Origin of the sequence: Candidatus Pseudomonas adelgestsugas, assembly GCF_004124255.1 — a bacterium.
GTDB lineage: Bacteria > Pseudomonadota > Gammaproteobacteria > Pseudomonadales > Pseudomonadaceae > Aquipseudomonas > Aquipseudomonas adelgestsugas.
Genome location: NZ_CP026512.1, coordinates 1,580,892 through 1,596,042, shown reverse-complemented (window position 1 = coordinate 1,596,042; position 15,151 = coordinate 1,580,892). Strand labels below are relative to the sequence as shown.

Annotated in this window: 6 protein-coding genes and 1 pseudogene; 6 read left to right on the top strand and 1 reads right to left on the bottom strand. The window is 37.5% G+C overall.

Annotated elements, in window-relative coordinates; all coding sequences use genetic code 11:
• Nucleotides 1-436 precede the first annotated feature (436 nt).
• A complete protein-coding gene (locus C3B55_RS03980; RefSeq protein WP_129211660.1) occupies nt 437-1,081 on the bottom strand; it encodes an HAD-IB family phosphatase in 645 nt (214 codons plus the stop codon).
• A 3,976-nt stretch (nt 1,082-5,057) separates the two neighbouring features.
• Between C3B55_RS03980 and C3B55_RS03975 the strand changes: the two genes are divergently transcribed.
• The 6 genes and pseudogenes from C3B55_RS03975 to C3B55_RS03950 all read left to right on the top strand — a co-directional run bounded on the left by C3B55_RS03975 (nt 5,058) and on the right by C3B55_RS03950 (nt 14,428).
• Complete coding sequence (locus tag C3B55_RS03975; protein ID WP_129211658.1) at nt 5,058-5,834, top strand: ABC transporter substrate-binding protein; 777 nt, start codon at nt 5,058-5,060, stop codon at nt 5,832-5,834.
• Nucleotides 5,835-5,926: 92 nt separating this feature from the next.
• On the top strand, nt 5,927-6,616 hold the full coding sequence (locus tag C3B55_RS03970; RefSeq protein ID WP_129211656.1) for an ABC transporter permease: 690 nt from the start codon (nt 5,927-5,929) through the stop codon (nt 6,614-6,616).
• Nucleotides 6,613-7,311 carry an ABC transporter permease gene (locus C3B55_RS03965; RefSeq protein WP_129211654.1) on the top strand — a complete coding sequence of 233 codons (699 nt, stop codon included), beginning with the start codon at nt 6,613-6,615 and terminating at the stop codon, nt 7,309-7,311. Before C3B55_RS03970 ends, C3B55_RS03965 begins: the two co-directional genes overlap by 4 nt.
• 1,082 nt (nt 7,312-8,393) lie before the next feature.
• Nucleotides 8,394-9,158 carry an ABC transporter ATP-binding protein gene (locus tag C3B55_RS03960; RefSeq protein ID WP_129211652.1) on the top strand — a complete coding sequence of 255 codons (765 nt, stop codon included), beginning with the start codon at nt 8,394-8,396 and terminating at the stop codon, nt 9,156-9,158.
• A 235-nt stretch (nt 9,159-9,393) separates the two neighbouring features.
• Nucleotides 9,394-10,303 (top strand): annotated as a pseudogene (locus C3B55_RS03955) (GlxA family transcriptional regulator).
• A 2,886-nt stretch (nt 10,304-13,189) separates the two neighbouring features.
• The gene (locus C3B55_RS03950; RefSeq protein WP_129211650.1) at nt 13,190-14,428 is read left to right on the top strand and encodes an aspartate aminotransferase family protein; all 1,239 of its coding nucleotides are present in this window, start codon (nt 13,190-13,192) and stop codon (nt 14,426-14,428) included.
• Nucleotides 14,429-15,151 lie beyond the last annotated feature (723 nt).

The window sequence follows — 15,151 nt, the reverse complement described above, 5'->3', positions numbered from 1 at the left end:
GACGCCAGTTAGGCTAAGATATAGGTATTTCTTACTCTTGTTTTTAGAAAAGCAGAAATCTGTACAAACTAAAAAACTTAATCGTAGTATCAGATTTTTAAGAATGTTAAATCAGCCTATATATGCTTTTAATTTGTTCTATTTAAAGTTACTAAGAATAAATATTTGCATTTAATATTGTCTTTAGCTGCGTTTAAGTATTATATCAAAGCTTGCTGAAAACAGTTAAAGATAGCATTTAACGTAAACACGTATCAGAGAAACTCTAATTTACATTTTTGAAATGTGTACCGCTGAATTTAGTTCAAGGCTATATCTGCAACTATAGCGGTCTAGGTTTCTACATTGCTAAAAGTTCAAATTTAATAGCTATAGAAATTTAACAGCGCAAGAAGGATTCTTGATTTGTCTATTAGACAATTATGCCAACTCGGTATCACCGTAGTGCTCTATTCTTTTTTTTCTTCGAATGAAAACTCTGGAAATGCGCATCTTGCGCCGCTGCCAACAACTCGAGATCTCCGCGAGTATCGCCCCAAGCCCTGAGTCGATATTTACCTAAATCACCATAAATTGATTTAAGTCGTAGCACCTTATTTTCGCAGCGGCAATTATTCCCCATGAGTTTACCAGTCAACACTTCATTGACTACCTCAAGTTCAGTGCCAATCAATTGGATTCCTAGTCGATCTGTAAATGGCTGTAATATAACTGCAGGTGACGCTGAACATAATGTCACTATCGCTCCTGACTTCACCTCATCTGCCACCGATTGCAACCCATCTGGACGCATCAACTTAGTCCAATAGCGCTGACAATATACCTCAGCTTGCCGCTGAATCCAAGCCTTCTCCAATCCGGTCATAAAAATGCTAATCAACTGCTCTTTTAATTCATTGTGACCGATTTGTCGTACTAAAAATCGTATCCCAGGCACTGCTAACTTTACAATCCCAATATAAAACTTTTCATGGCCAAAAGCAAATTTAAGGAATTGTAAAAAACTATCATGGTATGTTAGAGTCCCGTCGAAGTCAAAGACAGAAAGTACTTTAGTATTCATATGGTTAGTGTTAAGCATATATAGATTCACAGATTAATTTCAATACAATCATAGTATTGTATAAGCTTACATAAAGTAAAATTGTGCGAATTTTACTTGCGCATTAATAAATTAATGTTTGAGCAAAATCTAGCTATGAATCCAGTGTTATTACTAGATCAGTAATAACACTGATAGCAATTGAGGATGTAATTGGTTATAATACTGCTTATGTAATCCATAACCTTTCTACGAAAATATGTCTGATGTTATGTGCTGCAATCCTAATAAACAGATGCACCTGCTGACATATTTAAATACATACTTTAAGATTATATACAAAGATTTTTTAGGTAGTGCTGATTTATTATAGCGCAGTTATACCTTCTGGTTAGATCTTAATAAATATAATTTACAGTTTTATTGCAGCATATTTAATAAATATGTTTTATTTACAATTAGTAACGTTATCTTGACATACAACGATGTTACGCATATTCATGTATGCGATAAATACGATAGACGGTTCCTAAGTTTGCATTTATTAATTAACCGTCATGCAACTAGTAATTGTTTTTTTTGATTGAGTGTTTTTTGTAATACAGAAAGTATTGCAAATTTAATAGTTAACTGACGCGAAGTGGCGAAAGCTTTAAATACCCAGCACAGTAGTTTGTATTTAGCCATATTTTAAGTAACCTTAACGTAAACCTAAAGGTCATCATAGCTCTATTTATGATGAGCTTTGGTGTCTCCATATATGCGCTGATGGTAAAAGACATCCAGTGATACTGATGCGTTATTACTGTGTTCATAAAATCTGTAATGGCATGGTGGTGATTTATTTGTCACTACATTGGTGATTTTATAATATTTTTATATATAAAAGCACTAAATATGCCAAAGCATCTTGATGCTGTTTTATGCGAGCATGAATTGCTATTCAATGCCTGTGGACTGGTACTTAATAGCCACACCTTTAAAGAAGTTTTTCTCTTTCTTTAAAGGTCTATTGTCTAACTTATCCACTGGCATAGATTAGTGATATAGAGAATCTGCTTCTTTTACTTCGGTGTTCTAAAGGATGTGAGTTTGTTGATTTTAGTTTTGTTGATTGTGTCGATATTGAGGCTCAGACGCATGTACTTGCTGTGTATGGATATATTCGCGGTACTCTGGTTTAGTTATTAAACGATATATGCATAGCATTAGATTGTTGGTAACTAAAAATTAGCAATAGAAAAGCTTCGGCTACTTATGAGGATGCTAAATGCCTAATTGGTTAAACCTTCGTGGTTTTTCTGCAGGGCAATATAGATATTCATATTAACTGCTTATGGTATCTAGTGCTTAGCTTATTATTCAAGTTAATCTTTGCTGACTTTGTTTATATATATGACGTTGTTGCAAAAAAAATTATTTTTTTAGAATATTTAACTTAAAAAATTAAATAAAATTGAAAAAATAGCGCTTTATGTAAGGCTTCAGTGTAGAGAGATAAGATGTGTGCTTCTGCGGAAGACTTTGATCTAGCTTTTTTATTTTAGTGTCAAGAGATATTATAACCAGCGCGAGTAAACTGTGTATTATAAGACAAAATTCTGATTTATATTGTATTAGATAGTCGTTATATAAGGTGCTAATAATGCTATAGCTTTTATCTAAAGTGTATAAATGCAAAAGTTTTGCGATACGTGTTTTTTGACTGACAGTCGTCATAGTTGTTGGTGTTATCTTTAAGATAAGTTTGGCTACATTCAGCATACCCGTGAAGCGCTAATTAAATTTATAACTTTTTTTACAACTTAGTGTATTGGTTGTAGCCTCCAGAAGCTTGTGGCAAGTTGTTTTTTGTACTTTGCTTAGAGTTTGTTATGGTCTAGTTTAATCTGGTAGGCTTGTTGTCTAGGCTAGTTTAGCGCAACCTACTTAGGTAAATTAGTTGCGGATCGTTAGGCAGCTTTAGCACCTGATTAGCGCCCAATGTTTATTAATGGTCTAGCTATTAGCGATGATATCTAAATTAAATTTAGGCAAAGCAGAGCTGTTCAGTCTTTTGATTGAAGTGATTTCAGTGGCAATTGATGAGCTGACCTAGGTAGACAGAACGATCAATATCGTTGATATGTACACGCAAGAATTTTTTATGGCGCTGGCGCTGCGTTTATATTTGCTTAGGAGATAGGAGGACGTTTGAATATGTAATAGTTTCTCATAAAAGCAAGCTATCTTGTTGTTATTTGTATGTGGTATAGAATCGCTCCGGCGGGCTTCAGCTAATTCTGGTAGTTATATATGTGGCGTATAGCAAAATTAAGCCAGTCAATGGAAGCGGTTCCAGTGCTAGCTGCACTATAGTGAAAGTATTATGCTCTTTTATACCTAGAGTTCATAATTAAATGGTGCCCAGGGCAAATAGTTGATTCGCTCTATGAGTTCTTTCATGTAGGCGCAGATGTAGATTTACTTAAAATCCGTGTAATGCGTGTATATTTATGAAATATGCAATGGAAAGTAAAAATATAGATTCAGGCTATTTATATTAGCTTATAAATACAAATGCGGTGTGTATATTTGGTATGTCAATAATATGGTACTTAGCAAGTAGGGGGGGCATCTTTCTCTATAGAAGAAGTAATAGTTTTCCATTATAATGTGTTGAGCTTTTATGTCTATAGATAAAGTATCAACTAAGTCTATTGGTGAGATTAACTACTGAAAAAACTTGCTTTACTATTAATGTAATTACTTAGCGCTATTGCTTGGAATATATTTTTATTAAAGCCTAGCGGTTATTGTGTTACTGATAATCTAGTATGGATTAAGATCATTGTAAAACATACATGTACCTAGAGTGACTGCAGCCTAAGGACTGTGAACATTAAATCACTAACAGTATGTATTTGGCTAGCTCGATACGCTTAATAGAAGACTATTTATAGGATAAATTGAGCCTCTTGATTTTCGGTTGCTATTATTATATAGTGCCACGTTATCTTATTGAGATTTATAATGTTTATCAATATTGATAGTGAGTGCAAGCTAGTATTTATGGTACTTAATTTTATTTAAGCTAGATTATTTACGGTAAATGTCTATTCAATAAATTTCTAAGATATAACAAACTTTAATCAAGATCTAGTGAAACTAGTCTGCATAAACTAATTCTGATGTGCGGGAAAGATGACAGTACAACAAAGGTAACATTTGCATTAAATAAAACACCGACCATTTATTGTAAGAATAATTTCCTGCGGTAATAATAATTGATCACGAAGTATTCTTTAACTCATCGTAACAACTACTGCTCATGACTCAATCTTTAAGAAAATACTATTGATTTTGTAAGTCTTCATATTTACTACATATCAGTATATTGTGTAAATTTTTAAGAATATTTTTATGGTTGATATTTTAATTGCATTAAGGTATACGCTGTAAGCGTAATTCTGAATCATCTAGATAATCTCTAGTTTGGTGGTCATTTATTAAGTTAATTGGTGGTCGTTAGCTATATTGGTTATCTTATACAGTCTGCCGAAATTATCACTACAACTACAAAAGCTTTTATTTTTTACTTATCTTGAAGTGGTCATCCCTATAGACTCTAGTAACGATGTCTAGGGGAGGCGATTTACATTAGATAGAGCGCCCGCTATTTGATGTTATGTTGAAACTGATGGATAACTAGGTTGGCATCATCGATAGGGCTGCTACTAAAGGTAGTCCAGTAATGCATAATTTACAGACAGGTTTAAATGCGTAATTTATTATATCGATATGATGAATGCTTTTATTCTCATACATAAAATGTAAATATTGTCAATATTTTAACATGAACTTCTCGGTGCTTTTGTAAATTATTATCATATTGAGGAAATATTAGCTTTAGCCTATCACTAAAATGCTGATCATTTGATATTCATCTCAAGATTCAACCAGTATAAACGTAGCACTGTTATTGAGCTTCACCTAAGTTGTACTGGTTGTCACCTTATAACTATCGAGCCCCAAGATGAAGAAACTTGTACTGTTGAGCGCCATAGTGCTATCGATGCAGGTCATTGCTGTTGAAACGCCTGTAAAGATTGGTATCGAAGCAGCTTACCCTCCATTTTCCTCAAAGGCGCCAGATGGCAGCATAATTGGTTTTGACTATGACATTGGTAATGCTTTATATGCAGAGATGAAGGTTAAGTGCGTATGGATTGAGCAGGAATTCGATAGCCTGATCCCTGCGCTTAAAGTACGCAAGATTGACGCAATTCTGTCGTCCATGTCTATCACTGAAGACCGTAAAAAATCTGTGGATTTTACAATCCGTTACTACCGCACCTATGCGCGTCTAGTGATGAAGGAAGCTACTACTGTTAGTGACAGTCTGCATGAACTTAAAGGCAAAAAAATTGGTGTACAACGTGGTTCGATTCACAATCGTTTTGCTAAAGAAGTCCTGGCTGCTAAAGGTGCAGTAGTGGTTCCCTACAGTTCGCAAAACGAAATCTATCTGGATTTAGAAATCGGTCGTCTTGATGGTACCATCGCTGATGTTACTTTACTGAAAGACGGTTTCCTGAAAACTAATGCCGGTAAAGGTTATGCGTTTGTGGGCCCACGGTTCACAGACGTTAAATACTTTGGAGACGGCGTAGGTATTGCGGTACGTAAAGGCGACAAGGCTACGCTGGATAAAATTAATTCGGCTATCGAAGCAATTCTTGCTAATGGTGAATACAAGAAAATCAAGGACAAGTACTTTGACTTTGACATTTATAGCTTTGATCTCAATTAATTTGTCAAATTTATTTAACTATCTGTCATTGCACAGATAACTGCATTATTGCAGCTTACGCTATTCTTTATACTTTTTCAAGGATCTTGATCATGTTAAAAGGTTATGAGTTTGTTATCCTTGATGGTGTATGGTTGACGCTTCAGCTTGCTGTATCGTCCATGGCCTTGGCTGTTGTTTTTGGTCTGATCGGGGTCATATTATGTTTGTCACCAGTGCGGTGGTTGGCCTGGCTAGGTGCTTTATACTCTACTGTAATTCGCGGGATACCTGACTTAGTGCTGATTTTGCTAATTTTCTATGGTGGCCAAGATCTGCTTAATCTCGTTGCACCAATGCTTGGATATCATGCTTTTATAGACTTAAACCCTTTGGCTGCAGGTATTGGTACTCTTGGTTTTATCTTTGGTGCCTATCTTACGGAAACGTTTCGTGGTGCCTACATAGCCATTCCTAAAGGACAAGTTGAGGCTGGTATAGCATATGGTATGAGTAGTTTCCAAGTATTTTTTCTGGTGATGGTACCGCAGATGATTAGGTTGGCTATACCTGGGTTTACTAATAACTGGTTAGTATTGACTAAGGCTACTGCGCTAATTTCAGTGGTAGGCCTACAAGACATGATGTTTAAGGCAAAGCAAGCGGCAGATGCCACTCGCGAGCCTTTTACTTTTTTCCTTGCAGTAGCAGTAATGTACCTATTAATTACCAGTGCGTCTTTATTGGTTTTTCGTTATCTTGAGAAGCGCTATTCGATAGGCGTTAGTGCAGCTGATCTATGATCTTTGAATATAACGTCATCTGGGAGGCTATGCCGTTATATCTTGGCGGTTTGCTGATCACGCTAAAATTGTTTGTTATTTCGTTATTCTTTGGCTTGCTTCTTGCCTTGCTTCTAGGCTTGATGCGCGTATCTAAGCAGCCAATCGTCAACGGCGCCGCTTGGCTCTATACCTATGTGATCCGCGGTACGCCGATGCTGGTACAGCTGTTTTTGATTTACTATGGTTTGGCTCAGTTTGCAGTAATACGCCAAAGTTTCCTGTGGCCATTTTTATCTAATGCTACGTTCTGCGTATGCTTAGCTTTTGCTATCAACACCAGCGCTTACACTGCTGAGATCATTGCTGGTGGTCTACGGACTACTCCTAATGGTGAGATAGAAGCGGCCAAGGCGATTGGCATGTCGCGGTATAAACTGTATTACCGCATCTTGCTGCCGTCAGCCTTGCGCCGTGTACTGCCTCAGTATAGCAATGAGGTGATCATGATACTGCAAACTACTAGTTTATCGTCCATCGTTACCTTGGTCGACATCACAGGTGCTGCGCGTACAGTAAACGCTCAGTATTATTTGCCGTTTGAAGCCTATATTACCGCTGGTGTTTTCTATCTGTGCCTCACTTTTATCCTAGTGCGCCTGTTCAAGTTAGCTGAGCGCCGTTGGTTAAGTTATCTGGCTCCACGGAAGCGCTAACTAAATATAAATTTTATCTGTCATTTTATGACCCTATGGTCCAACTGGGGGGTCCAATTGGATTTTGAGCGTTAGCTAAGCATATTTTTTAATAGTGGCGAGCGCATGGTAGTCAACATCCAGGCTCTTCTGCATGCTGACGCATTACTGTGGATGCGTGCTACGTAGGAGCTAAAAAGAGTACCTTGCTAAATAATGGAAGTCACAAAGTACACTGAACGAAAGATTAAGTTGGCACCAGTAGGTAAATTCTATAAACCTCGCCATAGTTTCTGCACAGTATCTACTAAAAGCGTTTTTTAAATCAGCTACAGCAAGAATTTTCTCAGTGATTTCATAAAGCTAATTAAGTCATTTGTTGGGTTACTTTAGGGTAAAATCGGCAATGACCTATATATCAACGTGTATACTATAGATATTGATATTCAATTTACACTGTTACGCAGAAGTAGCTCCGCCTATCTACGCTTCTACATATTGTACTAGTTACAGTGGTGTGGATTGTCGGTGCACTTGTATATGAAAGGTGGCTAGCTAGCTTATAACTTTTATCACAATTTACTTAATGAAGTCTCACTATTATCATCATTGTATTATAGGCAGGTGTATCCAAGATACACAAATTCTGCTTATGCGTTTAGTTTTCATGCTTAAAGTTGGTAGATAAGCTGATATCTATTGCGATGCAGTGAGTGCTTATACTGAAATTATTTTCAGCTATTCTTGTTTGGTGGGGCCTTAATCAAAGGCAAATGACATATTTTTGTCAGCCTTATATCTTGTAAATGGATCTCATTTGAGGATACAGAATTGCTATGTGCTCCACATGTTTAAGTTCTTAATTATTTGAATCAAGCAAGTAACTTAACTGAGTCAAGTAATGAGATTGTTAAGTAATAGATCTTATGACTTATCGTGCCAGTATAGACTATGCAGGTACTTATTGTTGTGTTGATTTTACCACTAAACAGCTATGTTATGTTCAAGTAAGTTTCCTGGCCAGTCAAGGTAGTAGTGCGTAAAGTGCTGTGTGATTGACGCTTGCTTAACTACTGACTACCTATTTTGTGAGAACTGATCGTATGTATAAACTTGAAATTCAAAACTTATATAAACGCTATGGTAGTTATGAAGTGCTTAAGGGTGTATCTCTAGCCGCCGCAGCTGGTGATGTAATCAGCATTATTGGTTCTAGCGGTTCTGGTAAAAGTACTTTTTTGCGCTGCATCAACCTATTAGAGCAACCACATGCAGGTAAAATTTTGCTTAATAACGAAGAGCTGAAACTGTTTACCAACAAGGACCGCACTATGAAGGCCGCCGATCCAAAACAGTTACAACGCATGCGTTCCCGTTTGTCTATGGTATTCCAGCATTTTAATCTTTGGTCGCATATGACTGCACTTGAAAACGTAATGGAGGCGCCGGTGTACGTACTTGGTATGTCAAAAAAAGACACACGTGAAAAGGCTGAGCATTACTTAGCAGAAGTTGGCGTTGGTCATCGTAAGAATGCGTTTCCAGGGCATATGTCTGGCGGTGAGCAGCAGCGTGTAGCTATTGCCCGTGCTTTGGCAATGGAACCTGAGGTTATGTTGTTTGACGAACCAACTTCGGCGCTTGATCCAGAGCTAGTGGGAGAAGTGCTCAAGGTTATGCAGGACCTTGCTCAGGAAGGTCGTACTATGTTAGTAGTCACTCACGAAATGGGCTTCGCCCGTGAAGTGTCGAACCAGCTGGTGTTTTTGCATAAAGGTATTGTCGAAGAACGAGGCAACCCACGCGAAGTTCTTAGAAACCCGCAATCCAAGCGTTTACAGCAGTTTCTTTCCGGTAGCCTGAAATAATTAATATTACTGTTAAGCGCTGAGTTACTACATATTTTACATTATTGAGATTGATTCAAATATAAATATATGAACGAACAAGCTTACCTATATATTTAGAACTTTATAAGCACTAAATATTAGTATGTGTTTATAGGCTAGCTTGATCAATATTTTTATTGTTAATATTTGCTGTGGATAGCCTGTCATGATCGCTCACCAAATTTATTTCCTGATTTAGCCTAGCACTAAATCAGTGATCCTTGCGCTGGTCGAGGACGCCTTACGTATTGCGCAGCGGATACATCCAGACGGTGATATACAAGTTGTCGTTTTTGCAGGCGGGAACCGCGCACTGAAGGTGCTTGGCACTTGCCTGGTGTACCATGGGCTGGTAAGCTCGATAGCTACCTCCAGAAACTATTTTGCTAGCGGACGAGCCACCTATTATCATCACTTATAACGCAACACTGCGCTAAAGCAGCTGGCGCGTACAGACTGTGTAATCAGTGGTTTATCTGCTGGTGTATATCCGTTGGCTCAGCTCGGTTTGCTCGATGGCTATCGAGCTGCTATGCACTGGCGCCGGTAGGATGATTTTATCGAACGTTTCCCTAAGGCTATTATAACTAGCCACCTATTTGATTGGGATCGTGACCGTCTAACTTTCTGCGTAGGCATGTCGATACTTGACCTATTGCTAGCTATACTGACCCGTGATCACGGTGCTGAGTTGGCCGGTGCAATTGTCTGAAGAATTGGTAGTAGAGCGTATTCGTAAAGGTGGTGAACGTCAGCGTATTCCACTACAAAAACCGTTTAGGTTACAGCCATCAAAAGCTGACTGAAGTTGTATTGTTGAGGGAGGTTAATATCGAAGAGCTGCTAACTACTGACGAAATAGCCAGGCATGTATGCATGTCGCGGAGGCAGTTGGAGCGGATCTTCAAGCAACAGCTCAACCGCGTCTTTAGCCTCTATTATTTAGAGCTTCACCTTAACAAGGTGCGCCAACTGGTTATGCAAATTATTAAGTCAATCATTCAGATTGGCTTATCATGCGGCTTTATCTCAGGGCCCCACTTCTCTAACGCTTATCATAATTTTTTTTCGGTATTACTCCGCGTGAAGACCGTAATAAGCGACGCTGTAACAATCTCTCTTAACTATTTGTCAATATCGTCAGATGGTGGTTAATACTGCATTCACTTTTTTATTTAATACGTTGGTTGTTTGTTTACGTTCATAGTTTTGGCCTTCATACCTAAATTATCATGTTAAGATAAGCTCACTTACATAATATGTACATGGGTGTTTCCATCAGATTTTTGCGTAAATTCAGACACTACAAGGTATGCATACATGACAACTTGATGTTGTTAGACGGATTGTGAGACAGCCAAAGTTTAGCGTAATTAATTCAGATTGGTGTAAAATTACCGTGAATCTGTTGCCTGTTGTGTGCTCATATAGAGATAAAACTTTTAACTTGGGGTGCCCAAGGATGTTCCTTAAAGTTTCAGTAGCTTGATCCCCAATTTATATCTAGCGGCGATATGTGTTTAAGATGAGTGCTTACATTTAGTGGTGCTGAGATCATTAGTGTTTTAGTATTGGTTTATAGATAATTTTCTGTCTATAATTGACTTTATCTAGATTGCTTTTGTTATTCTAGCAATCTTTCTATTGCGTTTTAAAGGTAAAGCAAAGAATATTTTCTTTGCCGCGCATTTGTTTATTAAGTGCATTTTCAGTATCTGCTATGTTGTAATAGATTAAGTGCTAAGCTAGCTCTAGGCCTAGTATTGCATCTAGCATATTTGTTTTCTAGTAGTAGTTACTTCGATATTTACGGCTTATGGTCTTTTCATAAAGCATCAAAAATTAAACTATCCACTTTGGCTTGCCTAAAGGTTAGGCAATGTTCTTTATTTGGTTGTTTTGCTGACTAGCTTATTAGTATTCTTAATTTTTTTGTTAGCGGCCCGACAAAGGAGTTTTATCTGCTACAAATTGACTCACAATAAATAACTACCAGATAAAACACAGGCACTAGTATCAGTAAGCAGTACAAGGCAGTCCTACCTAAACGGCCCTCATCGTTTTATAGTTTAAGTCAACTACTGATAATATGCTGGATTCATAATACATATGAATATTGTTTCAATTCAATATCGCTTGGTTTCAACTAAAATATTTAAAACATGCGTTTTTTTTGAGATTTTGATTTAAATTAGTTATTGCTTAGGTCTAAATAATATAAAGTATTGATGATACCTATATCTAAAAAATTTAGATGGATAAAAGTTGCAGAATGCAAGTCTTGAATGGTCAAAAAAAACTGTAGCAATTGAAATATTATAATAAATATGCTGCCTAAATCAGAACTACTGACTATTACAGTCAGTGCAAGTTTAGTAGATTTTATACAAAAAAATTGATCTAGTTACTTTATTGCGTCCACACTAGAGCTTAAATCAAGCTTATTGATAATGGCTTATACCTAAGCTTCATATCATTAAATTAAACTCCAGCACTGTATGAGTAACTTTAAACTAGCTTTATGGTAAAAGATTTGACAATGGGTTGTCGAATAAATTAAATTTTAATTGGCGCTAAAAATTAAATTTTAATAATGCATCCATTATATCGTGACTCTTGTCTTCTTTCAGAATAGCGATTGCTAGTTATAAACGTCTTAACAGGCTTGCCGGCAGCATGAGTAATGCCAGTGTTACTCAGGCCTGAAAGCACACATTAAACATGTATTGGATACTTGAAGTTAGCCTTAGTTATCTGTGGCAGCAATTTATTTATCACAGTTATATTATTAAGGTTAATCGGTGACTGAGTTTGCCTAGTCTAAATAATGTTGAATTTGCTGGATGCCAGCTCATTGACGATCAGCTTATTATAGAGATTTTCATGCAATAAGTCAAAGCTTTACTAAGTGCGTCAGGTTATAGTTCAATGTGCGGATGAGCTATAGCTTGGCTAAGTGCCTGCGCAGATTGCGTGAGTAAGCTCGCCAAGTTCTGCGTTGGCTGATAGTGCTACGTTGGTCAAAGCGCTTAATCTAATGCCAAGAACTCATACAGTATATTTTTAATCTTACATGGTCAATTCGCCCAAATCTTTTTAGCTATAATTGCAGATTAGACATTTTATTACTCAAACACTATACATATAGTGTCTTTATAGCTAGACAAACACATGGTATTTATATGTAAGTATCAGAACGGCAAGAGATATGTAGTTGTTTATTGCTAGATTATAAATTTGTAGTACTAGGCGCTAATATTTTGCGCGCAGCATAGTTTAACATATTGCTGCATGTTTCAGGATATCAAGAATACTAAACAGGTATTCAAGTATTCGCTAGCTATTATCCTTAGTAAAGAATATTAAGTGTGGGCTTACAGTTGCACTTTATAGTTTCAACTGTCTTGAAATTATGGATGTGAGATTTAATTAACGATACCATTCTTAGATTCGCAGTTATGTATTACATTGCGCTCCGTGTTAGAGTGTCGTCTAAGCGTTAGTTTAGATAGCTTAGTATCGAAGTTTGTGGTATTCTTGAGTTGGCTTAAGGCTAGCTTCAACTTATTCCATATAATTTAGACCACAACAACTAGTTGTGTAAATGTAGCGAGATGTTAGCTAGTTGAAGCTAATGTACCACTTGTGCGACGTTGTAGTTATATTTTTAAGGACATGCCACACCTAGTCGGTATGGCGATTAAATTCAGTATATTTTTAGAGAAAATTTCTCTAATTCACATAACTTCTTAGTAAAATAGCTAGTATTAAATAAATAATACGCAATGGTTTTTTACGAAAAAAACAATATCACTATTGTGGACTGTAGCTGATTCAAAATGCGCTATTGCAACGTTATTTGTCAAAATACTATAAACTAGCTTAGAATATCTATTAGTGCTTATGTATCAAAATGATAGCTTTGCAGTAAGACAACACTAAAAAACTGTTTTTATAATCCATGCACTGCCCGCTAGTCCTAGGCAGGCGTTTTGCTTTAGGAGACTCCGATGTTTGTTGAGCAAGCTCCGGTGCAACGTGCTGATTTCGATCAGGTTATGGTTCCCAACTATGCACCTGCTGCATTTATTCCTGTGCGTGCTGTCGGTTCGCGCGTATGGGACCAAACTGGTCGTGAGTTAATCGATTTTGCCGGCGGTATCGCGGTTAATGTGCTGGGTCACGCTCATCCGGTGCTAGTCGTTGCACTAACAGAACAGGCTAATAAGTTGTGGCATGTCTCTAACGTATTCACCAATGAGCCAGCTTTGCGTCTAGCGCACAAGTTAATCGATGCTACCTTTGCCGAGCGCGTGTTTTTTTGCAACTCTGGTGCTGAAGCTAACGAGGCTGCGTTTAAGTTAGCCAGGCGCGTTGCTTTGGACTGTTTTGGTGCTAAGAAGTACGAGATTATATCTGCACTAAATAGCTTTCACGGCCGCACCTTATTCACTGTAAATGTCGGTGGTCAGTCAAAGTACTCTAATGGTTTTGGTCCTAAGATTACTGGCATTATTCATGTTCCGTATAATGACTTAGATGCGTTGAAATCTGTTGTGTCTGATCACACCTGTGCCATAGTGCTAGAACCAATTCAGGGAGAAGGCGGTGTACTGCCTGCCGAGCTTACTTACCTGCAAGGCGCTCGTGAGCTATGTGATGTGAATAATGCGCTATTGGTATTCGATGAAGTACAAACCGGGATGGGTCGCAGTGGTCATTTGTTTGCCTACCAGCATTATGACGTAACGCCTGATATTCTCACTAGCGCCAAGGGCCTAGGCGGTGGTTTCCCAATTGCTGCTATGCTAACTCGCGAAGATTTAGCCAAACATCTAATAGTCGGAACTCATGGCACTACTTATGGGGGCAACCCGCTAGCATGTGCAGTTGCCGAAGCAGTGATTGATGCGATTAATGTTCCGGAAGTGCTGGCTGGGGTGAATGCTAAACACGACTTGTTTAAGGTGCGTTTAGAACAAATTGGCAAAAAATACGGTATTTTTACCAAAGTGCGCGGTATCGGTCTTCTGCTCGGTTGTGTGCTGAGCGACTCATTTACAGGTAAGGCTAAGGATGTGTTTAATGCTGCCGAAAAAGAAAACCTGATGATTTTACAGGCTGGCCCCAATGTAGTGCGCTTTGCTCCTAGCTTGGTAATAGAAGATACAGATATTCAAGAAGGTTTAGATCGTTTTGAGTGTGCTGTGAAGACGCTTACGCAAACGAGCTACCACATTGGGGGCTAGTTTATAGGTCTCTAATTGCATTAGATATCTAAAAAATTTTCACGGGAGCTTTATTGATTAAATCTACAAAAAATAAATTGTTATGTTTTTATGGGACTAACTTATAATTACAGTACTTCTTTTATGGCAGCATATTATGTGTGCTAGAGCAACAGCCAATGCTATTAAACCTAAAGAAAATCATTGTTGCACGGTCAGCAAAAATGAAGAATATATGATACATATACGGCTTCGTACATGGTATTCCTTAGCGCTTACGAAGCAAGCTTCAGCTCAGTGGTATTAATATGTTTAGATGTATATATTAATAAGTTAGGCAGATAGTCTATGCGTTTCTAGTAGCTAAGTTATTTGGCCTTGAGGTATACATATATTATGCCAACACCGCTACTGTTAGCTTGAAAAGAGGCTATGCTGAATAATAATTATTATGTGAGTGCTAGGGTATCACTGGATAAACTAATGTAAATTCCTAAATTAGGATTAGTTAAAACTAGTTGATCATTTCTAGACTAATTAAACTTTATGTGGCAGATAACGATTTACAACTACTTATATTCTTAAACTATGCACTGCAGATATTGATTAGTATGTAACTAGATATTTCCTGTATTCATATCGCCATAGTTTAGTAAAAATAAAGAGATCTAGAGCAAGCACTATGGGTGGTAGCTAAGTACCGATTGATGTAGCAGTGATAGAAAACACGGCTGACTATACAAG